We start from the raw sequence: 26,539 nt of genomic DNA on the forward strand, positions 1-26,539 counted from the left end.
TTCCAGGTCTTCCGTGGTGCGGACCTCCACACCGCCTACACCTGAAGGTAAAAGCAACGTTGCAGAGACTATGCCTTCAAGTTTCGAAGTCAATACTTCAAAGCCTGTGAGTTTTTCGATACGCCTACCGACTCGATGTTCAAGAAGTGAACACAGAGTCAGTTGATCTTGAAAGGCTTAGCGAAGCCGCTGAGAGATGACCTTGGACACGCCGTCGCCCTGCATGGAGACGCCGTAGAGCGCGTCGGCGACCTCCATCGTGCGCTTCTGGTGCGTGATCACGATCAGCTGCGAGGCCTCCTGCAGCTCCTGCATGATCCGGATCAGCCGCTGGAGATTGGTGTCGTCCAGGGCGGCCTCGACCTCGTCCATCACGTAGAACGGGCTCGGCCGGGCCTTGAAGATCGACACCAGCAGCGCGACCGCGGTCAGCGAGCGCTCACCGCCCGACAGCAGGGAGAGCCGCTTGACCTTCTTGCCCGGCGGACGCGCCTCGACGTCCACGCCCGTGGTCAGCATGTTGTCGGGATCGGTCAGCACGAGACGGCCCTCACCACCGGGGAACAGCCGGCTGAACACGCCCTCGAACTCCCGGGCCGTGTCCCGGTAGGCCTCCGTGAAGACCTGCTCGACGCGCTCGTCGACCTCCTTCACCACCTGGAGCAGGTCGGCGCGGGTCTTCTTCAGGTCCTCCAGCTGTTCGCTGAGGAACTTGTGCCGCTCCTCCAGCGCCGCGAACTCCTCCAGCGCCAGCGGATTGACCTTGCCCAGCTGCTGGTACGCCCGCTCGGCGGCCTTGAGCCGCTTCTCCTGCTCGGCCCGCGCGAAGGGACGGGGCTGGTTCCGCGGGTGTTCCGGGTCGTCGGGCAGCTGTTCACCGTCGGCGGGGGGCGAGGGCGGCACGAGCTGGTGCGGCCCGTACTCCGCGACCAGCCCTTCCGGTTCGACACCCAGCTCCTCCAGCGCCCTGGTCTCCAGCTGCTCGATCCGCAGCCGCTTCTCGGCGCCGAGTACCTCACCGCGGTGCACCGAATCCGTCAGCTTGTCGAGTTCGGCCTTCAGATCCCGTCCCGCGGTGCGCGCGGAGGCCAGATCCTGTTCGCGGCGGGCCTTGGCGGCCTCGGCCGCGGCGCGCTCCCGCTCGGCGCGGGCCAGGGACACCTCGACGTGTGCGAGCAGCTGGCGGGCGCCGGAGCCGACGGCCCGCGCGACCTCCGCCTCGTGCCGCAGCCGGGCCCGGCGCTGCTCGGCACGCGCGCGTGCCTCGCGTTCGGCGCGGGCGGCCCGGTCGAGCGAGTCGGCACGGCCGGCGAGCCCCTTGACCCGCTCCTCGTGCGTACGGACCTGAAGGCGGGCCTCCATCTCCGTCTGCCGGGCGTTGGCGCCGTCGGCGGCGAGCCGGTCCCGCGCGGAGGTGTCGGGCTCCTCCTCCACCGGCATCTCCTCGGCGACGGCCAGCCGCTCGGCGAGTTCCTCGGCCTCCTGTACGGCCTTCTCCAGCGCCTCCTGTGCGCGGGCGGCCGCCGCGGCCGAGCGCTCGGCCTCCCCGGCGGCACCGCGGGCCTGGCCGGCGAGCCGGCCGAGCTGCTGGGCCACGGCCGACTTCTCCCGGTCGGCGGCGCGGCGGTGCTCCGCGAGTTCGTCCACGAGGGCGGCGGACTGCCTGCGGCGTTCGGCCGCGGCCTGCTGGGCCTCGGCCAGCTCCGTGCAGCGGACCTCCAGCTCGGCCAGCTCGGCGGCGGCCTCGTCGACGGAGGCCTGCACCTCCAGCAGGCTGGGCGCCCCGGCCGAGCCGCCGTGCGCGTAGCGGGCGCCGAGGATGTCGCCCTCGGCGGTCACCGCGGTGAGGTGGGGGTGCGCGTGGACGAGGTCTTCGGCGTCCTCGAGGGTGCCGACGACCACGGTTCCTTGCAGGAGGCTGTGGACGGCGGGCATGAGGTCGGCGGGGCCGGTGACGAGGGTGGCCGCGGGGAGAGGGGTGCCGGCGGGTGGTGCGTCGGGGACGGGGTGGTGGGGGCCCCCGTAGGGTGCTCGGCCGCCGTTGTCGGGCGCGGCAGCGTGGGGGCTAGGCGCGCCGTTCCCCGCGCCCCTGTCAGGCGCTCGGCCGCCGTCGTCGGGTGCGGCAGCGTGGGGGCTAGGCGCGCCGTTCCCCGCGCCCCCGTCGGGCGCTCGGCCGCCGTCGTCGGGTGCGGCAGCGTCCGGGCTTGGCGCACCGTTCGCCGCGCCCCCCTCGGGCGCTCGGCCGCCGTTGTCGGGGGCGGGGGGTGGGTGGGGTGAGTCTTCCGGGGGGGTGGTCAGGAGGAGGGTTGCTCGGCCGCCGTCCTGTTTGCGGAGGAGGCGGATGGCCTCGGCCGCCGTTCTCGGGGTGGTGACGGCGATCGCGTCGGCCGCCGTGCCGAGGGCCGCGGCCAGGGGGATCTCGTAGCCCGGGGTGATCGTCAGCAGTTCCGCTGCCGGGCCGAGTACTCCGGTGAGCCGGTCCCGTGCGGCCAGCAGTATGCCCGTGCCGTCCTTGCGGCGCAGGCCGAGCGCCAGCGCCTCGTGGCGGGCCTGGGTCGCGGCCCGGCGGCGTTCGGCCGTGGTGGCCGCCTCGCGGGCCGAGCCGAGGGCGGCCTCGGCGTCGGCGAGCTGTCGCCGGGCCGCCTCGTGCTGTCCGGCCAGTTCCGCGTCGCCGGCGTCGAGTCCGTCGACCTCGGCCTGCAGGGCCTCGTACTCCTCCTGGGCGCGCGCCGCCCGTTCCTGGGCCTCGTCCCGGGCCGTGGCCAGGCGGTCGATCTCGGACTGGGCGGAGGCGGCGCGGGAGCGGGCGGCGTTGACCTGCCCGGACAGGCGGGCCAGGCCCTCGCGGCGGTCGGCGATGGCGCGGGCGAGGTCTTTGAGCCGGCGCTCCTCCACGGCCAGCTCGCGCTCCAGTTCGGCACGGTGGGCGACGGTGTCGTCCAAGGCGTGCTGTGCCGCGTCCAGGGCGGCCTCCAGCTCGGCCTCCTGCTCGCGGATGCGGGCGGCCTCGCGTTCCATGTCCTCGGGGTCCCGGCCGCGCCGCTCCTCGGCGGGCACGGAGGTGGCGCTGTGCACGCGGGCGTCGGCCAGCGAGACGGTGCCGCGGACGCGCTCGGCCAGCTGGGACAGCTCGTACCAGGTCTGCTGGGCGCGCTGGAGGCGTGGTGTGAGCTGCCGTACCTCGTCCTCCAGCAGGGCCTCCCGCTGGAGCGCCTTCTTCAGCTCCTGCTCGGCGGCCTCCTTGCGCTCCTTCAGGGCCGCCTCGTCGGCGACCTCGGCCTGCAGGGCCTCGCGGAGTCGTACGAGGTCGTCGGCGAGCAGGCGCAGACGGGCGTCGCGGAGGTCCGCCTGGATGACGGCGGCCCTGCGCGCGACCGCGGCCTGGCGGCCCAGGGGCTTGAGCTGGCGGCGCAGTTCGTCCGTCAGGTCCTGCACGCGCGCGAGGTTGGCCTGCATCGCGTCCAGCTTGCGGAGCGCCTTCTCCTTGCGTTTGCGGTGCTTGAGGACGCCCGCGGCCTCCTCGATGAAGGCGCGGCGGCCCATGGGGTCCGCGTGCAGGACGGAGTCGAGCTGGCCCTGGCCGACGATGACGTGCATCTCGCGGCCGATGCCGGAGTCGGAGAGGAGTTCCTGGATGTCCAGGAGGCGGCAGGTGTCGCCGTTGATCTGGTACTCGCTGCCGCCGTTGCGGAACATGATCCGCGTGATGGTGACCTCGGCGTACTCGATGGGCAGGGCCCCGTCGGAGTTGTCGATGGTCAGGGACACCTCGGCGCGGCCCAGCGGCGGGCGGCCGGTGGTGCCGGCGAAGATGACGTCCTCCATCTTGCCGCCGCGCAGCGACTTGGCGCCCTGTTCGCCCATGACCCAGCTGAGCGCGTCCACGACATTGGACTTGCCCGAACCGTTCGGACCGACGACACACGTGATGCCCGGCTCGAACCGGAGCGTGGTCGCGGATGCGAACGACTTGAACCCGCGGAGGGTCAGGGCCTTGAGGTGCACGCCGCTGGACTCTACCTGCCGCCGCTATCTCACTCCACGAACACTCGCAACCCCACGGTTTCGTCATTGAACATGCAGGGCACACCAGACGTTAAAGAGAGTGAAAGGATGCGCGGGGGAGAAAGAAAGAAGGGACGCCGAAGCGTCCCTTGCAGCTCTGACGGCCGGGTTGCAGCCGTCTGATCAACTGAGCGGTTGATACGGGCAGCCTGCTCGCTGCGACTGCTGGTCGTGGAGCGATGCAGCGATCAGGTGAGCGCAGGCTCCGCCTGGTGTGCGTCGATGCTCTCCATGATCCTGTCCTGAGAGGCGGCAGCCGACAGCGCTTCGTTCTCCGCCTGGATCCGTACCAGCTCGGACTCCAGGTCCTGGACGCGCTGCTGCAGCCGTCGCATCTCGGCGAGGAGTCGAGGGTCGGAGCCGCCGACGTAACCGAGAAGCGCCTTTGCCATGATGGATGGTCCTCCACACTGAGTGACCGACCGATGCGGTGTGGGTCGTGAGGGATTCGCACCCGCGGTGCTTGGCACATCCGGGTGTTGCTTTGCTGTTGCTCCATGCCAAACAGCTAGGGTGCGCGGGGCTTTCAGCGTCTCACCAAAAAGTTTGACGGTCAACACGATCACGCCCTGTATTGGGGGGCAAACCGGGGCGCGCGGCCGGGAACACGGCGGCGACGGGACTCATCCGGGCCCTCAGGGCGTGACGATCAGCTGTATCAGCGGAGCCTCCCATGCCGGGCCGTTCTTGGCAACCACCAGGTCGTTTCTGCTTTCTGCAGGTGCCGGCGGCGGCTCACCGCGGTCCGGCCGGCGCGGCTTCACGGAAGGGGCTCAACGGATGGCGAAGCCGTCGTAACCGCCGCGAGGTGTGTCCCAGATCTCGGTGACACCCTCCACGCGCCCGGGCGTGTCGTCACCCTGGAGCCAGTCCAGCAGCCCCTCGCAGCCCTCCCGCGCCCCCTCGGCGACCACCTGGACCCGGCCATCGGCCAAATTGAGAGCAAAACCACTCAGGCCGCCGATCTCCAGTGCCTTGGCACGCGTGAACCAGCGGAAACCCACACCCTGCACGTGTCCACGCACCCAGGCGACCAGTCGCACTTCCTCGCTCATGGGTGCAACCTAACCGGCCGATGTCGTTCGGGACACATCGCCCCGAAGCGGTATGGGGTACCGTCCGGACCCAATGCATCGCATATGAAAACTCACTCGATCGAGTGAGTCGGGTTGGCCGCCGGGAGTCGCTCGCCACGAGCCGCTCGCCGTGCAGGCACCGGTCGAACCGCGCGCACGAGGAAGAGGGCAGGACATGGGACGCCACCGACGCTCAGCCGCCGGCCGCGCCGCCACGGGCCGCGCCGACGAGGCCGCGCAGACGCACGGCTCCGCCGCCGAGAACGACGACCGCCCCGGGCACTCCTCCGCGCAGTCGTCCGCGCCCACGCCGGACGGCGAACGGCAGATACCCGTGGGCATCGCGCCCTACCTGAATCCCGAGGCCTACGCCGAGACCACGGCCAAGGCCCAGGCCTACCTCTTCTCGACCGAGGACGAACGGGCGTCCGCCAGGTCGATGACCCCGTCCGCCTCCGCGAGCGGCGGTTTCACCCCGGACGGCGGCTCGCCCCACGGCCAGCCGCGTCGGCGGACGGCCGGGCGGCCGGTCCGCGCGGGCCTGCTCGGGGTGTCCGCGGCCGTCGCGCTCGGCACGGTCGCGGTGGCCACCGGTGTGCTGCCGGGCCTGGAGAACTACCAGCTCGGCGGCAGTTCGCACACCGCCGGCCGGGACCGGGTGCAGTCCGTGGGCTCCCCCGGAAACACGGCCAGTGAGCAGGGCGGCACCTCGGGCAGCGCCGACAGCGGCGGCAAGGACACGGCCGGCGGCGCCCCCGCCCGCACCGAGTCCCCGAGCCCCTCCGGCTCCGCCTCCGCGTCGCCCTCGCCCTCCGCCTCGAAGCCGGCCTCCCCCCGGCCGACCCCCTCGAAGAGGGTCACGAAGGCTCCGGCGCCGCGGACCACGCCGTCCAGGCAGACCGCACCGGACAAGCCGAAGGCCACCCCGTCGACGAAGCCCGGCCCGACCACGAAGCCCGGCACAAACACGAAGCCCGGCCCGACCACGAAGCCCGGCCCGACGACGAAGCCCACCGAGGCGCCGGCGCCGACCACCTCGCCGGGGACGGTGACGCGGGAGGCCGCCGCCGAGGCCGAGGTGCTGAAGCTCGTCAACGAGGAGCGGACGAAGGCGGGCTGCAGCCCGCTGTCGGCGAACTCCGCGCTGACCGGGCTGGCCGGGGCGTTCAGCGACGACATGGCCGCGCGGGGCTTCTTCGGCCACACGGACCCGGACGGCAGGACTCCGTGGGACCGGGCCGCGGTGGCCGGCATAACCGACCTGGGCGGCGAGAACATAGCCCGCGGCCAGGCCGACGCGGCGGCCGTGATGCAGGCCTGGATGAGCAGCCCCGGCCACCGCGCCAACCTCCTGAACCCCGACTTCAAGACCCTCGGCGTCGGCGTCCACTTCGGCCCCGGCGGCCCTTGGTGGACGCAGGACTTCGGCTACTGAGACTGGTCGTCCTTACGCGGCGGCCCGCCCGCGCGCGAACACCCTCGCCGTCTCCGTCACCCGGCGGCCCAGGTGCTCGGCGGTGAGGATGTCCGCCTTGTGGACGGCCTCGGGGCCCTCGTCGCTGTTGGTCTGGGCGGCGGCTCCGGCGAAGAAGCCGAGGCGGTTGAGGTCGTTCTCGGAGCCCGTGCTGCTGTTCCAGCCGGGGAGCAGGCCGAGGTTGACCCAGTGCATGCCGTGCTGGGCCGCGAGCGTCTGGAAGAACTGCAGGGTGTGCAGCTTGTCGCCGCTCTTGGAACCCGAGTTGGTGAAGCCGGCGGCCAGCTTGTCCTTCCAGCCCTGGCCGAACCAGCGCGTGGAGGTCGTCTCGGCGAAGACGTGGAAGGCGCCGGAGGCGGTGCCCATGTAGGTCGGTGAGCCGAAGACGATCGCGTCGGAGCGGTCCAGCGTCTCCCACTGCTCCTCGGTGATCTCGTCCACCTTGATCAGGTGCACCTCGGCGCCCGCCTCGAGGGCACCGGTGCGGACGGCTTCGGCGATGACGGCGGTGTGGCCGTAGCCGGAGTGGTAGGCGACGGAAACGACAGGGGTGGTCATAGCGGACTCCTCGTATGGGCAGCTCGAAAGCACTGAGTCCAGGAGAGCACTAACTAGTAGTTAGTGCAACCTCGCGGTTAGCGCTGCATGGGCGTACGCTTGTGATATGAGTGCCACCACCGGGGACTACGAGGACCTCGCCTACAACGTCTTCGCCAAGGCATGTCCGTCACGCGGAACGCTGGAGCACGTCACGGGCCGCTGGGGCGGGCTGACGCTGGGCGCGCTGTACGAGGGTTCGCTGCGCTTCAACGAGCTGCGCCGGCGCGTCGACGGGGTGAGCGAGAAGATGCTCTCCCAGACGCTGCACGCGCTGGAGCGGGACGGTCTGGTGCATCGCGAGGCCCAGCCGACGAACCCGCCCCGCGTGGACTACGAACTCACTCCCCTGGGCCGCCGGGTCGCCGAGCGGCTGCTCGCGCTCATCCGCTGCGTGGAGGACGCCATGGACGACGTCCTCGCGGCCCGCACGCGTTACGACGAGACGCGCGGCGGCCTCTGACACTTCGGGCAGAAGTAGCTGGACCGGTTCATCCAGGGCCGTCGGCGCATGGGCGTGCCGCACCGCTTGCAGGGCAGACCCTCGCGGCCGTACGCGTCCAGTGAGCGGTCGAAGTAGCCCGACTCGCCGTTGACGTTGACGTACAGGCTGTCGAAGCTGGTGCCGCCGACGGCGAGGGCCGCGTTCATCACGTCCCGGACGTGACCGAGGAGTTCCGCGGTGACCGGGCGGGTGAAGTGGGCCGTCGGACGCTCGTAGTGGATGCGGGCCCGCCACAGTGCCTCGTCCGCGTAGATGTTGCCGACGCCGCTGATCAGCGACTGGTCCAGCAGGGCCCGCTTGATGGTGGTCCGCTTGCGGCGCAGCGCCTGGTGGAAGGCCTCGTCGTCGAAGAGCGGGTCCAGCGGGTCGCGGGCGATGTGCGAGATCACGTCGGGCAGCCCCTCGGGGGTGTTGTCGTGCAACGACAGTCCGCCGAAGGTGCGTTGGTCGACGAAGCGCAGTTCGGTGCCGAGGGAGTCGGCGAACCGGACGCGGATCCGCAGGTGCTTCTCGTCCGGCGCCGAGTGCGGCTGGACCAGCAGTTGGCCGCTCATGCCGAGGTGGGCGAGGACGGACTCGTTCGTCTCCTCCAGCGGCAGCCACAGGTACTTGCCGCGGCGCTGCGGGGTGCCGATGTGGCGGCCCTTGAGCCGGTGCGCGAAGTCGTCGGGACCGGCCAGGTGCCGGCGTACGGCGCGCGGGTGCAGCACCTCGGTCCCGGCGACGGTGCGATGGGCGACCCAGCGCTCCAGACCGCGTCGGACCACCTCGACCTCGGGCAACTCGGGCATCGGAACCCCCGTAAGGACCGTACGGACCGGCGTCGGGCCGGTGGACGAGCCGAGCGCCCGCCCCGGCGTGGACGGCCGGGGCGGGCGCTCGTGTGCTGCTTGCTCAGGCGGTGGCGGACGACGTGTCGCCGTCCCTGGCGGCCTCCTTGGCCGCCTTGGCCCGCTCGTCCGCAGCGGCCCGGATGGACCGCCAGGCGGACTCGGCGGCCTGCTGCTCCGCCTCCTTCTTGCTGCGGCCGGTGCCGGTGCCGTACGAGACGCCTCCGACGCGGGCGGCAGCAGTGAAGGTCTTCTCGTGGTCGGGGCCGGTCTCCGTGACCAGGTACTCGGGCACGCCGAGTCCCTCGATCGCCGTCAGCTCCTGCAGGGACGTCTTCCAGTCCAGGCCGGCGCCGAGGTTGGAGGACTTCTCGATCAGCGGGTCGAAGAGCCGGTGCACCAGCTCGGACGCCGCGTCGAGGCCCTGGTCGAGATAGACCGCGCCGATCACCGCTTCCAGGGTGTCGGCAAGGATGGACGCCTTGTCCCGGCCGCCCGTGCCCTCTTCGCCCCGGCCAAGCCGGATGAAGGAGCCCAGGTCGAGGCCACGGCCGACCTCCGCCAGCGCACGCGAGTTGACCACCGCGGCCCGCAGCTTGGCCAGCTGGCCTTCGGGCAGGTCGGGGTGGGTCCGGTACAGCGTGTCCGTGACGACGAGACCGAGCACGGAGTCCCCGAGGAACTCCAGGCGCTCGTTCGTCGGCAGGCCGCCGTTCTCGTACGCGTAGGAACGGTGGGTCAGCGCTCGCACCAGAAGGGCGGACTCGACCTGGTAGCCGAGCCGCCCTTCCAGAAGCGCATGGGACGAGGCCTGGTTGTCCACTTTCTTCCTGGCGGAACCGTCCGCCTTGGCGTCCTTCTTCGGACTGGACACAGTGCCTCTCACCAGCCCGCTCAGACTTCGAGGACCTGGCGCTTGTTGTAGGTGCCGCAAGACGGGCACGCGATGTGCTGCTGCTTGGGCTCGTGGCAGCGCTCGCACGCAACCAGGGTGGGGACCGCAGCCTTCCACTGCGACCGGCGGTGGCGCGTGTTGCTGCGCGACATCTTCCGCTTCGGAACAGCCACGGCTACTTCTCCTGCTTCTCGTCGACGCCCGCTTCCGCGTCAGCGCCGCTCATCTCGTCCTTCTCGCCGTCTTCGAGTGAACCGGCGAGTCCCTGCAAAGCCGCCCAACGGATGTCGACGGCGTCGTGGTGGTGGTCCGGGTCGTCCGCGAGCCGCGCCCCGCACTCGGAGCACAGGCCCGGACAGTCTTCCTGGCACACCGGCTGCATCGGCAGTGCGAGCACCACCGCATCGCGCAGCAGAGGTTCGAGGTCGAACAGGCCGTCCTCGAGGAAGAACCTGTCCTCGTCTTCCTCGGCGTCGTCGCCCGGTTCCGCGATCACGCGGCCCCGGTCGTCGGCGTCAGGGTACGAGAACAGCTCCTGGAAGTCCGCTTCGAGCTCCAGCCCGACCGGCTCCAGACACCTTACGCACTCCCCCTCGGCCTGTGCACGGGCGGTGCCTGTGACGAGCACCCCTTCCATGACCGACTCGAGCCGGAGTTCGAGTTCCACCGGGGCGCCCTGCGGCACTCCGATGACTCCCTGGATGCCGAGATCGGCGGGGGCGTCGATCGTGCGGGTCAGGCGCTGCAGCGCGCCAGGACGCCGGCCCAGCTCGTGCGTGTCGAACACGAGGGGGTTGCGGTGGTCGAGGCGGGCGTTGGAGGCCATTCCTGCTTTCGATCTGTGAACTCGTCGGGACGCCGCCCGTCGGTGTTCCGGGCAGCGGTGATCGCGGGCATACGCGCGACCGAAGAGCCAGGATACTGGACCTTTCGCTCAGGGCCCAATCGGTGCCCGGCTAGAGGCCCCGGCCCTGCTCGTACGCCCTCAGCTGCTCGGCGCTGATCATGCCGGTGTCGAAGAGGCTGGTCTCGTCGAGGGCGTAGCCCTGCTGGGCCTGGGGCTGGTGCGGCTGCTGGTGGGCCTGCTGCGGGTCGTAGGCGGCCTGCTGGGGGTCGTAGGAGCCCTGGTAGGCGTAGGGGTCGGCCTGCTGGTAGCCGTACGGGTCCTGCTGCGGCGCGTAGTCCGGCTGCTGCGGGAAGCCCGCGTAGGGGTCCGGCTGCTGCTGGAGGGGGGCACCTGCCGCCGGAGCGTAACCGGAGGCGGGGGCGTAGGCGGGCTGCGGCTCGTACGAGGGCTGCGCGGGCTCCGGCTGCCGCCGGTCCGTGCGGTCGCTGTCCGCGAGGGCCGCGAGGTCGGCGAGGTAGTCGGCGTCGCTGGAGTGCTGGAAGGTCGTGGTGTCGTCGGCGAGGGCGCCGAGGTCGTCGGTGGCGATCCGGCCGTGCAGCTTCTGCCGGCCCCGGCCGACGGCCTCCAGGGTCTTGGCGAGGACCGCCTCGAAGGCGCCGAGCTTGGCGTCGACGTAGGCGTCGGCGTTGTGCCGCAGGGTCTCGGGGTCCTGGCTGCGCTCGGGGGCGTCCTCGTCCTCGTAGCCGTTCTCGTCGAGGCCGGGTCCGGTGCCGAGGAGCTTCTCGCGGCCGCGGCCGACCGAGCCGAGGGTCTTGGTGAGGACGACCTCGAAGTTGGCGAGCTTGGAGTCGACGTAGTCGTCGGCCTCGGCACGGATCTCCTCGGCCTCCGTGCGGGCCTCGGCGAGGATGCGGTCGGCCTCGGTCTGGGAGCGGCGGGCGATCTCGGTGTCGGAGATCAGCGAGCCGCGCTGGGCGTGCGCGTTCTCGATGATCCGCTCGGCCTCCTGCCGGGCCTGCTCGACCATCTGCTCACGGCCGCCGATCAGCTCCTGCGCCTGCGCGAGGGAGCCGGGCAGGGCCTGGCGCACCTCTTCGAGCATCGCGAGCAGCTCGGCGCGGTTGACCACGCACGACGCCGACATGGGCATGGACCGGGCGCCGGAGACCGTGGAGACGATCTCGTCGAGCTTCTTCTGCACGTCCACCTGTGCTCGCCACTCTCTACAGCCGGGTTGGAGACGGACGGGACGACTGTAGCCCTATCAGTCCTTGGCGAGACGCTTGTTCAGCGCCTCCAGGACCTGGGCGGGTACCAGGTGCGAGACGTCGCCGCCCCAGGCCGCGACCTCCTTGACGAGGGACGAGGAGAGGAAGCTGTAGGTGGGGTTGGTGGGCACGAACAGCGTTTCGACGCCGGTGAGGCCGATGTTCATCTGGGCCATCTGGAGTTCGTAGTCGAAGTCGCTGACGGCGCGCAGGCCCTTGACGATGGCCGGGATGTCGCGCTGCTTGCAGAAGTCGACGAGGAGGCCGTGGAAGGCCTCCACGCGGACGTTGGCGTACTCGGAGGTGACCTCGCGGATCAGCCCGATCCGCTCCTCGATCTCGAACAGGCCCTTCTTGGACTTGTTGATCATCACCGCGACGTAGACCTCGTCGTAGAGACGGGCGGCCCGGGCGATGATGTCGAGATGTCCGTTGGTGATCGGGTCGAACGACCCGGGACAGACGGCGCGGCGCACTTGTGATCCCTCGCTCTCCGGTCCGGTCATCGTGCGTCTTCGCACGTAGAGGCGGCGCGACCGTACCAAAACGTTCCCTCGCCGTAACGACGGGACCGGATCGCCTCGAAGCCGTCCGGCCAGTGGAATTCGCCGCCTCTGGTGCTGCGCTCCACGGTGACGAGCGCTTGCTCAGCGAGCCAGCGTTCCGTGCGGAGTGTGAGGAGAATCTCGCGAAGATCGTCGTCCGTGACGGCGTACGGCGGGTCGAGGAAGACCAGGTCGTACGGCTCGGCCGGGGGCGCGCTCCGGATGACTTGTTCCGCTTTGCCCGCACGCACTTCGGCGCCGGGCAGGCCGAGGTTCTTCACGTTCTCCCGGACGGTCCTCGCCGCGCGGGAGTCGGCCTCGACGAGGAGGGTGTGGCTCGCGCCCCGGGACAGGGCCTCCAGGCCCACGGCTCCGGAACCGGCGTAGAGGTCCAGGACCCGCTCGCCCGCCAGTGGACCGCCCAGCAACGACTGCCAGGTGGAGAAGAGGCCCTCGCGTGCGCGGTCGGAGGTCGGCCGGGTGCCGGTGCCGGGCGGTACCGAGAGGCGGCGTCCGCCTGCCGTGCCGGCGATCACGCGGGTCATTTCGGGTCCTTCTTCGTGGGCGTCTTCACGGTTCAGTCTGGCAGGCCGGACGGGGTGGGTGCGTGACCACGGTCGGCCGCCGGGCCGGCCTCCCGGCCGGTCGCGCGGTTCCCCCGCCTCTTCGGGCGCGCTCGGTCTCAGCCTGCGGTTGCCCGCCCCTTCGGGCGCGCTCGGTCTCAGCCCTTGTCCAGGTACTGCTCCCGCTCCTCGTCCAGGAGGGCGTCCAGGGCCGTGCGCAGGGCGGGGAGGTGTTCCAGTTCGGGATCGGCCGCCACCACCGCCGCCGCCTCCCCTCTCGCTTCCGCGATGATCTCCTCGTCCTCGATGACCGCCAGGACCCGCAGGCTGGTGCGGGCGCCGGACTGGGCCTGGCCGAGGACGTCGCCCTCGCGGCGCTGCTCGAGGTCGATGCGGGAGAGTTCGAAGCCGTCCAGGGTGGAGGCGACCGCGTTCAGGCGCTGGCGGGCCGCGCTGGCCTCGGGCATCTCGCTGACCAGGAGGCAGAGTCCGGGGGCGGAGCCACGGCCTACCCGGCCGCGCAGCTGGTGGAGCTGGGAGACACCGAAGCGGTCGGCGTCCATGATGACCATGACCGTGGCGTTGGGGACGTTGACGCCGACCTCGATGACGGTGGTGGCGACCAGGACGTCCGTCTCGCCGGCTGCGAAGCGGCGCATCACCGCGTCCTTGTCGTCGGGGTGCATACGGCCGTGCAGGACCTCGACCTTCAGGCCCTTCAGCGGGCCGCGGCCCAGCTGGTCGGCCACCTCCAGCACGGCCAGCGGCGGGCGCTTCTCCGCCTCGTCCTCGGGCGACTTCTTCCTGGCCCTGCCGGGGTCGTCCTCCTCGTCGCCGATGCGCGGGCAGACGACGTAGGCCTGGTGGCCGTTCTCCGCCTCCTCGCGCACCCGCTCCCAGGCGCGGGCCAGGAAGTGGGGCTTGTCGGCGGCCGGGACGACATGGCTGGCGATCGGGGACCGGCCTGCCGGGAGCTGGTCCAGGACCGAGGTCTCCAGGTCGCCGAAGACCGTCATGGCGACCGTGCGCGGGATCGGGGTCGCCGTCATGACGAGGAGGTGCGGGGGCTGTTTGCCCTTGCCGCGCAGGGCGTCGCGCTGCTCCACGCCGAAGCGGTGCTGTTCGTCGACCACGACCAGGCCGAGGTCGTGGAACTGGACCTTGTCCTCGATCAGGGCGTGCGTGCCGATGACGAGGCCGGCCTCGCCGGTGGCCAGGTCGAGCAGGGCCTGGCGGCGGGCCGCCGTGCCCATCGAGCCGGTGAGCAGCACCACCTTCGTGGCGTGCTCGGCGCCGCCCAGCAGGCCGGCCTCGGCCAGCTCGCCCATCATCTCGGTGACCGACCGGTGGTGCTGCTGGGCGAGGACCTCGGTGGGCGCGAGCAGGGCCGCCTGGCCGCCCGCGTCGACCACGGCGAGCATCGCGCGCAGGGCCACCAGGGTCTTGCCGGATCCCACCTCGCCCTGGAGCAGGCGGTGCATCGGGTGGGCGGTGGCGAGGTCGTCGAAGATCTCGCGGGAGACCTTCTGCTGGCCCTCGGTGAGGGTGAAGGGGAGGCGGTCGTCGAAGGCCGTCAGGATGCCGTCCGGCCTGGGGCTGCGGGGGACGGCCGGGAGCTGGGCGTCGGCGTGCCGGCGGCGGGCCAGGGCGACCTGGAGGACGAAGGCCTCGTCCCACTTCAGGCGGGCGCGGGCGTCGGCGATGTCGGCCTTGGTGTGCGGGCGGTGGATCTTGAGCAGTGCCTCGGGGAGGGTGACCAGGCCGCGGCCCTCGCGCAGGGAGTCCGGGAGGGGGTCGAGGGCCTCCTGGGCGCTGGGCAGGACCGTCTGGACCGCCTTGCCGATCTTCCAGGACTCCAGCTTGGCCGTGGCGGGGTAGAGGGGGATCAGGGCGCCGGCCCAGGTCTCCACGGACTCGCCGCCGTCGCCGTGGAGCAACTCGTACGCCGGGTGGGCGAGTTGCAGACGGCGGTTGAAGACGGAGACCTTGCCGGCGAACATCGCGCGGGTGCCCGGGAGCAGCTCCTTGTGCGGCTTGTGGACGCCGTTGCCGAAGAAGACCAGCTGGAGCCGGCCGCTGCCGTCGGTGATGGTCACCTCGAGGCGCTGGCCCTTGCCGCGCGGGGCCTTGGCCGAGGCGAAGGTGTGCAGGCGGGCGTCGGCGACCTGGGCGACCACCGTGACGTGCTCGTCCATGGGCAGGTCGGCGAGGTGGGTGAGCTGGCCCCGCTCCTCGTATCTGCGCGGGTAGTGGTGGAGCAGGTCACCGACGGTGTGCAGGCCGAGGTGCTCGGCCATCACCTTCGCGGTGGCGGGGCCGAGCACCTTCTTGAGCGGTTCTTGCAGTGCGGGCACGAGATCCATTGCACACCACGCCACTGACAATGCCGTAGACGCCGCCCTGCGGGTTCGGCCACGGCCGCTGCGCGGGTTCCGCCCGAGGCGCCGTAAAAATCGCGGAAACTCCTGGTCAGGTGGGCTGTTCCGCTCTAGGATGACGCGCTCCGGCCATCCTTCGCGGTCACCGCCCGTCCGGGACCGCCCGACCCCGCGCCGCCCGCACTCCCCCCTCCGGCGCAGTGACGATGGACTCCCAGACCTCACAGTCATCCCAGGCATCCCAGTCGCCTCACCCACCTCATACGTTCCAGGTCGACCTGCGCGGTCTGGTGGACCTGCTCTCCCATCACCTCTACTCCAGCCCGAAGGTCTATCTGCGGGAGCTGCTGCAGAACGCCGTGGACGCCGTCACCGCCCGGCGGGCCACGCAGCCCGGCGCCCCCGCGCGGATCCGGCTGCACGCGGCGGACGGCGGGCTGCGGGTGGAGGACAGCGGCGTCGGGCTCACCGAGTCGGACGTGCACAGTCTGCTGGCGACCATCGGCCGCAGCTCCAAGCGGGCCGAGGGCCTGCAGGAGGTCCGTTCGGAGTTCCTCGGCCAGTTCGGCATCGGGCTGCTGGCCTGCTTCGTGGTCGCCGAGCGGATCCGGGTGGTCAGCCGCAGCGCCCGTACACCGGACGCCCCGCCGGTGGAGTGGACGGCCCGCGACGACGGCTCGTACACCGTGCGTACGCTGCCCGCCGCGGAGCGGCCCGAACCGGGCACGACCGTGTACCTGACGGCGCGGGCCGGGGCGGCCGAGTGGCTGGCGCCCGAGCGGGTCCGCGCCCTGGCCCGGGACTTCGGCTCCCTGCTGCCGTACGACGTCCGGGTCGGCGAGGAGCCGGTCACCGATCTGCCCGCGCCCTGGGACCGGGTCCATCCGAGTCCCGCCGGCCGCAGGGTGGCGCTGGCCCGGCACTGCCACGAGCTGTTCGGGTTCACCCCGCTGGACTCGATCGACCTGGACGTGCCGCTGGCCGGGATCCGCGGGGTGGCGTACGTGCTGCCGGCGGCGGTCAGCCCGGCCCAGCGGGCGACCCACCGGGTGCACCTGAAGGGCATGCTGCTGACCGAGCGGGCCGAACAGATCCTGCCGGACTGGGCGTTCTTCGTGCGCTGCGTGCTGGACACGGACAGTCTGCGGCCCACTGCCTCGCGGGAGTCGCTGTACGAGGACGAGACGCTCGCCGCCGTGCGCGAGGCGCTCGGCGAACGGATCCGGTCCTGGCTGACCGGGCTCGCGGCCGGTGATCCGGAGCGTCTGTCGGCCTTCCTGGCCGTGCACCACCTGGGCGTGAAGTCCCTCGCCCGGCACGACCGGGAGATGCTGCGCACGATGCTGCCGTGGCTGCCGTTCGAGACGACCGACGGGCAGCTGTCCCTTGAGGAGTTCGCGCAGCGCCACCCGGTGGTGCACTTCACGCGGACGGTCGAGGAGTACCGGCAGGTCGCGCCGATCGCCGCGGCGCAGGGCGTCGGCGTGGTCAACGGCGGCTACACGTACGACAGCGAGCTGGTGGAGGCGCTGCCGCGGGTGCGGCCGGGGACGGTGGTCGCCGAGCTGGACGCGGACACCGTGACCGCGCACCTGGACGCCGTCGACCCGGCCGAGGAGCTGGCGCTGTCCGGGTTCCTGGCCGCCGCGCGGGACCGGCTCGACCCGCTGGGCTGTGACGTCGTCCTGCGGGCCTTCCATCCGCTGTCCGTGCCCGCGCTGCACCTGGACGACCGGGCCGCCCGGCACGAGCACGCCCGCGCGGCGGCCGAGGAGCGGGCCGACGACCTGTGGGCGGGCATCCTGGGCTCGCTGCGCGGCAGCGCCCCGCGGGCGCGGCTGGTGCTCAACCAGCTCAACCCGCTGATCCGGCGAATCGGTTCGCTCCGGGACCCGGAGCTGATCGGCACCGCGACCGAGTCGCTGTACGGGCAGGCCCTGCTGATGGCGCAGCGCCCGCTGCGGCCGGCCGACTCGGCGCTGCTCAACCGGGCGTTCATCGGGCTGCTCGAGTGGGCGACCCTTGGCGAGGGGGACGGACGATGAGTGGGATCACGGACTTCGACGCGCTGCGCCGGGCGCTGGCGGAGAACTCCGAGCAGCCGGAGGGCCCGGCCCGCAACGCGCGCGCGGAGCGACTGCTCGCCGAGGCGGAGAAGCTGGACGTCCCGCTCGCCGTGATCGAGGCGCTCGGGCACCAGCTGAAGGTCTACAACTACAGCTCCGAGAAGGACAAGATGTTCGTCCCGTTCGCGCGGCTGCTGCGCATGTGGGACGAACGGCCCGGCGACTTCGACGAGTACGAGACGCACTCGCTGCACTGGGTCTTCAAGTGGATGTCGGCGGGCATGCTGGACCAGCCGCACATCCCGCTCGCCTCGATCGAGCAGTGGCTCGGCGAGATGGAGCGCCGCTACCGGCTCGCCGGGCACTCCGAACGGGCGGTGCGCAGCGCCGAGTTCAGTGTGGCCGCGCACCTCGGGGACCTGGCGCGGGCGGAGCGTGCGTACGCCGCGTGGCTGGCCGCCGACCGGGACCGGATGGCCGACTGCCACGCCTGTGAGCTGCACGGGCAGGGCACCTGGCAGGTCAGGTGCGGCCGGGACGCGGACGCCCTGGAGCTGTGGCGGCCGGTGCTGGAGGGCGAGTTCGCCTGCGCGCACGAACCGCACACCGTCCTCGCGTCCTCGCTGGCCCCGCTGCTGCGGCTCGGCCGCGTGGACGAGGCCCGGGCCCACCATCTGCGCGGCTTCCGGCTGGTCCGCCCCCTGGAGAGCATGCGGAGCGCGTACGCCGACCACGTGGAGTTCTGCGCGCTGACCGGGAACGAGGCCCGCGGCCTGGAGCTGCTGGCCGAGCGGCCGGCGTACTTCACGGACACCGGGCATCCGCGCAGCCGGCTCGACTTCCTGGCCGTGGTGACCCTGCTGACGGACCGGCTGACCGGGCTGGGGATGGGTGGGCAACGGGTGCCGGGGCCCCCGGGGCGGTCGTGGACGGCGGGGGAACTGGCCGCCCACGCGCGCGCGCAGGCGCTGGAACTGGCCGGGCGGTTCGACCGGCGCAACGGCACCTCGTCCGTCGGCGACCGGGTCCGTGCCCGCATGGACCAGCGGCCGCTGGTGGACCGGCTGCCGCTGGGCGTCCGTACGGTGCGCCCGGCGGCGGCACCGGCGGCAGCGGCGGCACCGGAGGTCGCTCCGCCGGCGCCGCGGGGCCCCGGCGAGCCCGGCCTGGCCGCCCTGCTGGCCGAGGCGCGCCTGCTCTCCGACACCCTGCAGCCGCATGCCCTGGAGGCGTGGGCCGCGGTCGCGCGGGCGGCCGAGGGCGCGGAACTGGACGCCCGCGACCGCGCGGAGATCACCGACCACGAGGCGATGGCAGGCGGCCCGGAGGGCGTCGGCCTGTTCGAGCGGGCCGCCGCGCTGTACGCCGAGGCGGGCGACCCCGGGGAGGCACTGGCGGCACGCGCGCGTGGCGCGTACGTCCGTGCCCTGACCGGTGAGGTGGACCCCGCGCTGGCCACGGTCACCGCCCTCTACGACGAGGCGCTCGCCCTGTACGCGGCCGGGGCCACTGGGGTGCGGCAGACGGCGGCGGTGGTGATGAGCCGGGCGCGGACCCTGATGCGGAAGGTGCACGAGAGCGCCGAAGGCGCCGGGGCCGGGCTCGCGGAGGCCGAACAGGCGGTGCGGGAGGTGCTGGCGCTCGTGGACGGGCGGGCCGGGGACGACGTGCGGCTGGCCGCTCGGGCCGCCGAGGCGCGGGCCATGCTCGCCGAGCTGGCCGGGCGGAACGGGGACGCCGAGCGGGCCGGACAGCTGTTCCGGCGGGCCGCCGCCGAGTACGTGGCCGCCGGACTGCCGTGGTTCGCGGTGGAGTACGAGGTGCAGGTCGCGGCGCTGGCGCACCAGCTCGGCGATCCGGCCGGGGCGGAGCGGGCACTGCGGGCCGCCCTGGAGCACGGCGGGCCGTACGTGGAGCCGGTCGGGCGGGCCCAGCTGCACCTCCAGCTGGCCGAGGTGGTCGGCGCCCGCGGAGAGCCCGTGGAGGCCGCGGAGCATGCGCTGGAGGCCGCGCACTGGGCCGACGAGGCCGGCGAGAGCGGCACGCTGGGCGCCTGGGCGCGGCAGCAGCTGGGCGGCTTCCTGTTGCGGCAGGGGCGGTGCGCGGAGGCCGCCGAGGTGCTGGAGTCGGCGCTGCCGGACCTGTCCGCCGAGACGCACGGCGACGGTGCCGTCGTACAGGCCCTGTGGTGGCTCGGGGACTGCCTGAGCGAGCTGGGTGAGCACCGGGCGGCCGCCGAACGCCGGCTGCAGGCCGCCGGGATCGCCCGGCACTGGCCCGAGCAGCAGGACCACGCCACGCTCGCCCACCTCGCCGCCGAGTCCCTGAGCAACGCCGGGCTGCTCCAGGAGGCGGACCAGGCGTACGCGCGCGCGGGCGAGCTGTGGCGCTCGCTGGGCAACCCGGAGTTCCTGGTGCGCTCGCTGCGCGCCCGGGCCTGGCTCGCGCTGCGCGGGGAGGCTGGGGCGGAGGGTGCACGGGAGCTGATGGCGGACGCGGTGGCCGTGTGCGAGCGGGCACGGGACACCGCGGCCGATCCGGTGGCCCGGGAGCAGCTCACGTCCGAACTCGGCGGCACCCACCGCCAGTTCGGTGACCTGCTGGCCCGCTCGGCGGCCGAGGAGGCCGAGGACGCGGTGATCCAGGCCGCGTTCGAGGCGGCGCTGGTCCAGATGGACCGTGCCGCCGACCTGTTCGGCACGCTCGGCGCGGACGGACTGCACGACCGCACCGGTGCCGCGCTCGCCGCCGGCTGGCTGGAGACCGACCTGGGCCGCCCCGCCGAGGCGATGGCACGCGCGCGTGGCGTGCTCGCGGCCTACGAGGGGGCCGACGACCACGCGCGCGTGGCGTGCTCGCGGCCTACGAGGGGGCCGACGACGCCGACGAGACCGTCCGCTCCCGCCAGGCGGAGGCCCGCCAGATACTCGATCTCCGGGAACCCACCCCGGACCGATGAGCCCGTGCCGGGAGGCGCCGCCCCGGTGCCTCCCGGGTCACTCCACGCCGATGAGCAGCAGCGCGCCCTGGTGGCCGCCCCGGTACACCACCGTGTCCACGGCCAGGTAGGACTCGCGTACGCGTGCCTCCAGGTGCGTGGCGACCGTCTCGGGCGCCTCGTCGCCGACGACCAGCGTGACCAGTTCGCCGCCGGCCTGGAGCATGCGGTCCAGCACGGTCCCGGCGGTGGCGGTGACGTCCGCGCCGATCACGGCCACATCTCCGTCGATCAGGCCCAGCACGTCCCCGGCCTGGCAGACGCCGGCCGTCGTCCAGGACTCGTGCTCGGCGACGACGACCTCGGCGTACCGCGTCGCACCCGCCGCCGAGGTCATCTGGACGACGTCCTCGTCGAACCGCCTCTCCGGCTCGTGCACCGCCAGCGCGGCGATGCCCTGGACCGCCGAGCGGGTCGGGATCAGGGCCACCCGGATGCCCTCGGCACGGGCCTGCTCGGCCGCCGCGGCGGCCGTGTGGCGCAGCTCGGCGTCGTTGGGCAGCAGCACCACCTCGCGTGCGTGGGCACGCCGTACCGCCTGCACCAGCTCCCCGCTGGCCGGCGGCTCCCCGGGGCGCGCGAGGACGGTGGTCGCACCGGCCTCGGTGTACAGCCCGGCCAGGCCCTCGCCCGGCACGACGGCGACGACGGCCCGCTGGGCACGTTCGCGGGGCGGGCGCTCCCGGCCGGTGCGGGCGTCCCCGAGCCCGAAGTGGGTGATCCGGATCCGGTACGGCCGCCCGGCCTCGACACCCGCCTCCACGGCGGCGCCGGCGTCGTCGACGTGCACGTGGACGTTCCACAGCCCGTCGCCGCCGACCACGACCAGGGAGTCCCCGAGCGCGTCGAGCCGGCTGCGCAACCGGACCACGGCCGCGTCGTCGGCCTCCAGGAGGTAGATCACCTCGAACGCGGGCCCGCCGGACTCGGTCCCGTCGGCGCAGGCACCGGCGTCGGAATCGCTCCCCGCGCACGCGTGCGCCACGGTTTCGCCGCTCTCCCGGATCCCGCCGTTTCCGTCGCCTTCGACGGTCCCGGCGGCGGGTGCGGCTTCGCACGCGGAGCGGGACGGGGACGGGGACATCGATCCGGGCGGGGACGTGGATTCCGGCGGGGACATGGATGCGGGCCGGGACGTGGATGCGGGCGGAGACGTGGATGCGGATGCGGGCCCGGACCCGGACGCGGATGCACCGGACGCGGCTGCGCCGCGCACGCGCGCGTGGGCGGCGGGAGTGGGAACCGCCTCCCCCGTGAACGCCTCCACCAGCGCTCCCAGCACCGCCACCAGGCCGCGCCCGCCCGCGTCGACCACGCCGGCCCGCTTCAGGACCGCCAGCTGGGCCGGGGTCGCCGCCAGGGCCGCCCGTGCGCCCTCGTAGGCGGCCCGCGCGACCGTGCCGCAGTCGCCCTCCGCCCCCTCCGCGGCGTCGGCGGCGGCCGAGGCGACCGTCAGCACCGTGCCCTCGACCGGGTGGGCCACCGCCTCCCGGGCGGAGTCGGCGGCCCGGCGCAGGGCCAGCCGCAGCCCCTGGCCGTCGACGTGAGAGGCGTCACCGGCCTCCCCGAGCACCTGCGCCATCCCCCGCAGCAGCTGCGCGAGGATCGTCCCGGAGTTGCCGCGCGCCCCGATGAGCGCCCCGTGGGCCATGGCGCGGACGGCGTCGGCCGGCGAGGGCTCGCCGGCACCGGTCCCGTACCCGGCGAACACGGCCTCCACGGCCGTCGCCGCCGACTCCACGGTCAGGTACAGATTGGTTCCGGTGTCGCCGTCGGCCACCGGGTAGACGTTGATCGCGTCGATCTCCTCACGGGCCCGTCCCAGTGCCCGGAGCGCCAGACCGCACCAGGTGCGCACCGCGAGAGCATCGAAGAATGTCTGCGGCACCTGCGCCACCTGCGCCTCCCTGAGCTGGCTGGACGTGGACGCAGCGTAGACCCCGGACCGGTGTCCTCCGGAAGAGGGCCGGGAGCAGGGCCCTGAGCTGCCATGGTAGTTTCGTTGTACGGACGCAGCCGTTGTATGCTGCTCCGGTTGCCCGATCCGATCGGGCCGTTCCCCTGGCAACGCCACTCAAGATCTCAGGTCTTATGATCTCGATCCCGGCATGCCGGGATTAACCGTAAGTGCATCTGAAGTCTTTGGAGTGACCCGTGGCTGCCAACTGCGACGTCTGCGGCAAGGGGCCGGGCTTCGGCAACAACATCTCGTTTTCGCACCGCCGTACGTCCCGCCGCTGGAACCCGAACATCCAGCGTGTGCGTACCGTGGTCGGCGGGACGCCGAAGCGCGTGAACGCTTGCACCTCGTGCATCAAGGCCGGCAAGGTCTCGCGCTGACGCAACAGCTGAGCGCGCGGCCACTGCTTGGTTCGCTGCACTGAGCCGGTCCACCCGTGGGTGGACCGGCTTTTTGCCGTACCCGCGCTTTTTGCCGTACCCGCGCGGGATCAGTCCCTGAACCGCCACCCGTGGTCCACCGGGCCGATCCCCGCGCCCAGCGCGAAGCCGGCGGCGATCGCCCCGGTGACGTACTCCTTGGCCGCTCCGACGGCCTCCGGCACGGTCAGGCCCTTCGCCAGTCCCGACGCGACCGCGGACGCCAGCGTGCAGCCCGTGCCGTGCGTGTGCCGGTTGTCGTGGCGGGGTGCCCGCAGCCAGTGCTCGGCCGAGCCGTCCGTCAGAAGATCGACGGCGTCCCCGGACAGGTGCCCGCCCTTGATCAGCACCCAGCGCGGGCCGTACTCCAGAACGGCATCCGCGGCCCGGCGCAGATCGTCCTCGGACTCGACACGGACCCCCGTGAGTTGGGCCACCTCGTCGAGGTTCGGGGTCGCCACGGTCGCCACCGGGAGCAGTTCACGCCGTACGGTGTCCAGCGCGGAGGCGGCCAGCAGCGAGTCGCCGTGCTTGGAGACGCCCACCGGGTCCACGACGGCCGGCGCGTCCGTGCCGGAGATCAACTCGGCGACCGCCCCGACCAGTTCGGCCGAGGCCAGCATGCCGGTCTTCACCGCCTGGACGCCGATGTCGTCCACGACGCTGCGGTACTGGGCCCGTACGGCCTCCACCGGCAGCTCCCAGGCGCCCTGGACGCCCACGGAGTTCTGCGCGGTCACCGCGGTGATCACGCTCATCCCGTGCACGCCGAGCGCGAGCATCGTCTTCAGGTCGGCCTGGACGCCGGCGCCGCCGCCGGAGTCGGAGCCCGCCACCGTCAGGACCCGGGGGATCATGACTCGATGTCCCCGAAGTGGTCCCAGCCGCCCTTGCTGGTCCAGGGCGCCCCGTCGACCGTCACCTGGGGCAGCGCGGAGGGGTTCAGGACCTCGCCGATGACCTTCCAGCGGGCCGGCAGCTTGGCGTCCGGCGGGAAGGTCGCCACGATCGCGTGGTCCTCTCCCCCGGTCAGCACCCACTGCAGCGGGTCCACGCCGACGGCCTGGCCGATGTCGTTCATCTGGGTCGGGACGTCGATCGCGCCGGACCGGATGTCGATACGGACCTTGCTGGCCTCGGCGATGTGCCCGAGGTCGGCGATCAGGCCGTCGCTCACGTCGCACATCGCGGTGGCGCCGAGCGCGGCGGCGGCCGGGCCCGCGTGGTACGGCGGCTCGGGGCGGCGGTGGGCCTCCACGAAGGCACGCGGCGATCGGAAGCCGCGGGAGAGCACCGCGTACCCGGCCGCGGACCAGCCGAGCCAGCCCGTGACGGCCACGAGGTCGCCGGGCTGGGCCCCCGCACGCGTGACCGGCTCCTGGTTGCGCAGATCGCCGAGCGCGGTGATCGACACCATGATCGTGTCACCGCGTACGACATCGCCGCCGACCACGGAGGCGCCCGCCACCTGGCACTCGTCGCGCAGGCCGTCCATCAGCTCGGTGGGCCAGGTGACCGGCAGCTCGGCCGGGACGACCAGGCCGAGCAGCAGCGCGGTCGGTACGGCGCCCATGGCGGCGATGTCCGCGAGGTTCTGGGCCGCCGCCTTGCGTCCTACGTCGTAGGCCGTGGACCAGTCGCGGCGGAAGTGCCGCCCCTCCAGCAGGATGTCGGTGCTCGCCACCACCCGGCGGTCGGGCGCGGCCACCACCGCGGCGTCGTCGCCGGGGCCGACCCGGACCGCCGGGGTGGTGGTGAGACGGGAGGTGAGCTCCCTGATGAGCCCGAACTCCCCGAGCTCACCAACAGTGCCCTTCATGTCCCTTGCTCCCCTTCTCTCCCATGCCGTGCCCAGTCGCGCGTCATCAGTGTCCCCGATACGGTCGAGATGACCGTCGCCGCGGTCGTGGCGACGGCCGGTCCGGTCCTCGTGACCGTCAACTTCCGAAGTGCCTGCACCCTGGCGCGCAAGCCCGGTTCCCGCAGGTCTCCCCGCGGGGAGCGGCAACGCGATACCGTGGCGTTCCTTTTCCCCACATGATCCTCGTGGCCGCTCTGGAGGTTCCGTGGTACAGGCGTACATCCTGATCCAGACGGAGGTCGGCAAAGCGTCGACCGTCGCCGAGACGATCAGCAAGATTCCTGGAGTGCTCCAGGCCGAGGACGTGACGGGACCGTACGACGTCATCGTGCGCGCCCAGGCCGACACCGTCGACGAACTCGGTCGCATGGTGGTCGCCAAGGTCCAGCAAGTGGACGGCATCACGCGCACCCTGACCTGCCCGGTCGTGCATCTGTAGCCCCCGTCTACGCTTGGCCGGTGAACATTTTCCGTCACCGGCCCCTCGGCCTGCTCGCGTCGGCCCTGCTCCTCGCCGTCGCGGGCTGCTCCACGGCAGACGACAGCGACTCCGTGGCGGTTCCCACCCCCGACGCGAAGACCGCCCCGCTGTGCCGGGATCTGGACAAGGTGCTGCCGCGCAAGGTGAACGGGCAGAGCCGCCAGGACCCCGGTCCCCGGTCCGCCTACACGGCGGGCTGGGGAAACCCGGCGATCATACTGCGCTGCGGCATCGTCCGGCCGCCGAAGATGATCGACCCCAAGGTGGCCCAGGGCGACGACCCCGACGCGATCCCCGGCGGGGTCAACGGCGTGAACTGGCTGATGGAGAAGCAGGACGACGGGACGTGGCGGTTCACCACGGCCCGTCGTCGCGCGTATGTGCAGGTGACCCTGCCGAAGGGGTTGTCCGGGCCGGACGACAGCGCGCAGGTGCTGATGGACCTGGCGCCCGCCGTCAAGAAGGCGATCCCGAGGGGATTCGCCTCCATGCGGTACTGACCCGCAGCGGGGTCAGCGCAGTCCGGTCGAGCGGCGCAGCGCCGCCTGCACCAGGCGGTCGACCAGCTCGGGGTAGCTGATCCCGGTCGCCTGCCACATCTGCGGGTACATCGAGATCGGCGTGAAGCCGGGCATCGTGTTGATCTCGTTGATCACGAACTCGCCGTCCTCGGCGAGGAAGAAGTCCGCGCGGACCAGGCCCTCGCAGGAGGCCGCCTCGAACGCCTCCACCGCGAGTCGCCGTACCTCGGCGGTCTGCTCCTCGGTGAGCGGGGCCGGGACGACGCCGGGCGTGGAGTCGATGTACTTGGCCTCGAAGTCGTAGTACGCGTGCGCGTCCGGCGGCGGGATCTCCGCCGGGACGGAGGCGCGCGGTCCGTCCTCGAACTCCAGGACACCGCACTCGATCTCACGGCCCCGTACGGCGGCCTCGATCAGGATCTTCGGGTCGTGCGACTGGGCCTCGGCGATCGCCTCGTCCAGGCCGGACAGGTCGTCGACCTTGGTGATGCCGATGGACGAGCCCGCGCGCGCGGGCTTCACGAACAGCGGCCAGCCGTGCTCGCCGGCGAAGTCGACGATCTTCTTGCGGGCGGCGGACTCGTCCTGGGCCCACTCGCGCGGCCGGATCACCACGTACGGGCCGACCTTGAGCCCGAAGGAGGTGAACACCCGCTTCATGTACTCCTTGTCCTGGCCGACGGCCGAGGCGAGCACACCGGAGCCCACGTAGGGCACCCCGGACAGCTCCAGCAGGCCCTGCAGGGTGCCGTCCTCGCCGTAGGGGCCGTGGAGCACCGGGAAGACCACGTCGACCTCGCCGAGCGCCTTGGGCACGGAACCGGGCTCGCTGTAGACGACCTCGCGGTTCGCGGGGTCGACGGGGAGCACCACGCCGCCCTCGTGCGACTCCGCCAGCTCCTCGACGCGGGGGGTGCGGCGGTCGGTGATGGCCATCCGCTCCGGCTCGTCGGCCGTCAGCGCCCAGCGGCCGTCCGCGGTGATGCCGATCGGCAGGACGTCGTACTTCGTCCGGTCGATGGCCTTGAGGACGGCGCCGGCGGTGACCACGGAGATCCCGTGTTCGGAGCTGCGCCCGCCGAACACGACGGCCACGCGCGGCTTGCGCGCGGGCTGCTCAGGGCTCTGGGGAAGGTTCTCGGTGCTCATATCGCGTTGAGAGTACCTGCTGGTATCAGCTCAGTCAGCGC

The 26,539-nt window shown here is 72.4% G+C and carries 22 protein-coding genes; 6 read left to right on the plus strand and 16 right to left on the minus strand.

Annotated features, from left to right (window positions below; genetic code table 11):
* Positions 1-177 precede the first annotated feature (177 nt).
* From JK359_RS24205 to JK359_RS24215, 3 genes are all read right to left on the minus strand, one after another.
* Positions 178-4,005: an SMC hinge domain-related protein gene (locus JK359_RS24205; RefSeq protein WP_201839441.1), complete on the minus strand. Its 3,828-nt coding sequence runs from the start codon at positions 4,003-4,005 to the stop codon at positions 178-180.
* Between the two features lie 248 nt (positions 4,006-4,253).
* The gene (locus tag JK359_RS24210) at positions 4,254-4,457 is read right to left on the minus strand and encodes a hypothetical protein (RefSeq protein WP_031167290.1); all 204 of its coding nucleotides are present in this window, start codon (positions 4,455-4,457) and stop codon (positions 4,254-4,256) included.
* Between the two features lie 381 nt (positions 4,458-4,838).
* Entirely contained in the window at positions 4,839-5,120 is a 282-nt protein-coding gene (locus JK359_RS24215) for an acylphosphatase (RefSeq protein ID WP_201839443.1), read from the minus strand.
* 196 nt (positions 5,121-5,316) lie between these two features.
* Between JK359_RS24215 and JK359_RS24220 the strand changes: the two genes are divergently transcribed.
* Positions 5,317-6,576, plus strand: a complete 1,260-nt coding sequence (locus tag JK359_RS24220; protein ID WP_201839445.1) for a CAP domain-containing protein — start codon at positions 5,317-5,319, stop codon at positions 6,574-6,576.
* 12 nt (positions 6,577-6,588) lie between these two features.
* On the opposite strand, the gene JK359_RS24225 is transcribed toward JK359_RS24220, so the two are convergent.
* On the minus strand, positions 6,589-7,173 hold the full coding sequence (locus JK359_RS24225) for a flavodoxin family protein (protein WP_201839447.1): 585 nt from the start codon (positions 7,171-7,173) through the stop codon (positions 6,589-6,591).
* A 106-nt stretch (positions 7,174-7,279) separates the two neighbouring features.
* On the opposite strand from JK359_RS24225, the gene JK359_RS24230 reads away from it, so the two are divergent.
* Positions 7,280-7,675, plus strand: coding sequence for a winged helix-turn-helix transcriptional regulator (locus JK359_RS24230; RefSeq protein WP_201839449.1), 396 nt, complete (start codon positions 7,280-7,282; stop codon positions 7,673-7,675).
* Here JK359_RS24230 and mutM read toward each other — a convergent pair.
* From mutM to recG, 8 genes are all read right to left on the minus strand, one after another.
* On the minus strand, positions 7,648-8,508 hold the full coding sequence (gene mutM, locus JK359_RS24235; protein ID WP_201839451.1) for a bifunctional DNA-formamidopyrimidine glycosylase/DNA-(apurinic or apyrimidinic site) lyase: 861 nt from the start codon (positions 8,506-8,508) through the stop codon (positions 7,648-7,650). The two genes, JK359_RS24230 and mutM, sit on opposite strands and share 28 nt — an antisense overlap.
* Positions 8,509-8,611: 103 nt before the next feature.
* The gene (gene rnc, locus JK359_RS24240) at positions 8,612-9,433 is read right to left on the minus strand and encodes a ribonuclease III (RefSeq protein WP_201839453.1); all 822 of its coding nucleotides are present in this window, start codon (positions 9,431-9,433) and stop codon (positions 8,612-8,614) included.
* Between the two features lie 8 nt (positions 9,434-9,441).
* On the minus strand, positions 9,442-9,615 hold the full coding sequence (rpmF, locus tag JK359_RS24245; protein WP_003951102.1) for a 50S ribosomal protein L32: 174 nt from the start codon (positions 9,613-9,615) through the stop codon (positions 9,442-9,444).
* A 2-nt stretch (positions 9,616-9,617) separates the two neighbouring features.
* Positions 9,618-10,268, minus strand: a complete 651-nt coding sequence (locus JK359_RS24250) for a YceD family protein (protein WP_201839455.1) — start codon at positions 10,266-10,268, stop codon at positions 9,618-9,620.
* A 130-nt stretch (positions 10,269-10,398) separates the two neighbouring features.
* Positions 10,399-11,496 (minus strand): F0F1 ATP synthase subunit B, encoded by a 1,098-nt coding sequence (locus JK359_RS24255; RefSeq protein WP_201839457.1) that lies wholly within the window; start codon positions 11,494-11,496, stop codon positions 10,399-10,401.
* A 57-nt stretch (positions 11,497-11,553) separates the two neighbouring features.
* Entirely contained in the window at positions 11,554-12,033 is a 480-nt protein-coding gene (gene coaD, locus JK359_RS24260; protein WP_201839601.1) for a pantetheine-phosphate adenylyltransferase, read from the minus strand.
* 26 nt (positions 12,034-12,059) lie between these two features.
* Positions 12,060-12,647: a 16S rRNA (guanine(966)-N(2))-methyltransferase RsmD gene (rsmD, locus tag JK359_RS24265; RefSeq protein WP_201839462.1), complete on the minus strand. Its 588-nt coding sequence runs from the start codon at positions 12,645-12,647 to the stop codon at positions 12,060-12,062.
* A 176-nt stretch (positions 12,648-12,823) separates the two neighbouring features.
* Positions 12,824-15,028, minus strand: a complete 2,205-nt coding sequence (gene recG, locus JK359_RS24270) for an ATP-dependent DNA helicase RecG (RefSeq protein ID WP_201839470.1) — start codon at positions 15,026-15,028, stop codon at positions 12,824-12,826.
* A 221-nt stretch (positions 15,029-15,249) separates the two neighbouring features.
* Between recG and JK359_RS24275 the strand changes: the two genes are divergently transcribed.
* Positions 15,250-17,088 (plus strand): HSP90 family protein, encoded by a 1,839-nt coding sequence (locus JK359_RS24275; protein ID WP_201839476.1) that lies wholly within the window; start codon positions 15,250-15,252, stop codon positions 17,086-17,088.
* A gap of 3,017 nt (positions 17,089-20,105) precedes the next feature.
* Here JK359_RS24275 and JK359_RS24285 read toward each other — a convergent pair.
* The gene (locus JK359_RS24285) at positions 20,106-22,004 is read right to left on the minus strand and encodes a DAK2 domain-containing protein (RefSeq protein WP_201839481.1); all 1,899 of its coding nucleotides are present in this window, start codon (positions 22,002-22,004) and stop codon (positions 20,106-20,108) included.
* A gap of 257 nt (positions 22,005-22,261) precedes the next feature.
* Between JK359_RS24285 and rpmB the strand changes: the two genes are divergently transcribed.
* A complete protein-coding gene (gene rpmB / locus JK359_RS24290; RefSeq protein ID WP_009190838.1) occupies positions 22,262-22,447 on the plus strand; it encodes a 50S ribosomal protein L28 in 186 nt (61 codons plus the stop codon).
* Positions 22,448-22,557: 110 nt separating this feature from the next.
* Here rpmB and thiD read toward each other — a convergent pair whose 3' ends face one another.
* Together thiD and JK359_RS24300 are read right to left on the minus strand one after the other, a co-directional pair.
* Complete coding sequence (gene thiD / locus JK359_RS24295) at positions 22,558-23,343, minus strand: bifunctional hydroxymethylpyrimidine kinase/phosphomethylpyrimidine kinase (RefSeq protein WP_201839490.1); 786 nt, start codon at positions 23,341-23,343, stop codon at positions 22,558-22,560.
* Positions 23,340-24,305 (minus strand): thiamine-phosphate kinase, encoded by a 966-nt coding sequence (locus JK359_RS24300; protein ID WP_201839492.1) that lies wholly within the window; start codon positions 24,303-24,305, stop codon positions 23,340-23,342. Before JK359_RS24300 ends, thiD begins: the two co-directional genes overlap by 4 nt.
* 247 nt (positions 24,306-24,552) lie before the next feature.
* Here JK359_RS24300 and JK359_RS24305 point away from each other — a divergent pair, with 247 nt between their 5' ends.
* Together JK359_RS24305 and JK359_RS24310 are read left to right on the plus strand one after the other, a co-directional pair.
* Complete coding sequence (locus tag JK359_RS24305) at positions 24,553-24,786, plus strand: Lrp/AsnC family transcriptional regulator (RefSeq protein WP_059252806.1); 234 nt, start codon at positions 24,553-24,555, stop codon at positions 24,784-24,786.
* A 20-nt stretch (positions 24,787-24,806) separates the two neighbouring features.
* Positions 24,807-25,328 carry a DUF3515 domain-containing protein gene (locus tag JK359_RS24310; protein ID WP_201839495.1) on the plus strand — a complete coding sequence of 174 codons (522 nt, stop codon included), beginning with the start codon at positions 24,807-24,809 and terminating at the stop codon, positions 25,326-25,328.
* A 12-nt stretch (positions 25,329-25,340) separates the two neighbouring features.
* On the opposite strand, the gene JK359_RS24315 is transcribed toward JK359_RS24310, so the two are convergent.
* Complete coding sequence (locus JK359_RS24315; RefSeq protein ID WP_201839497.1) at positions 25,341-26,498, minus strand: D-alanine--D-alanine ligase family protein; 1,158 nt, start codon at positions 26,496-26,498, stop codon at positions 25,341-25,343.
* Positions 26,499-26,539 lie beyond the last annotated feature (41 nt).

Origin of the sequence: Streptomyces actinomycinicus, assembly GCF_016741775.1 — a bacterium.
GTDB lineage: Bacteria > Actinomycetota > Actinomycetes > Streptomycetales > Streptomycetaceae > Streptomyces > Streptomyces actinomycinicus.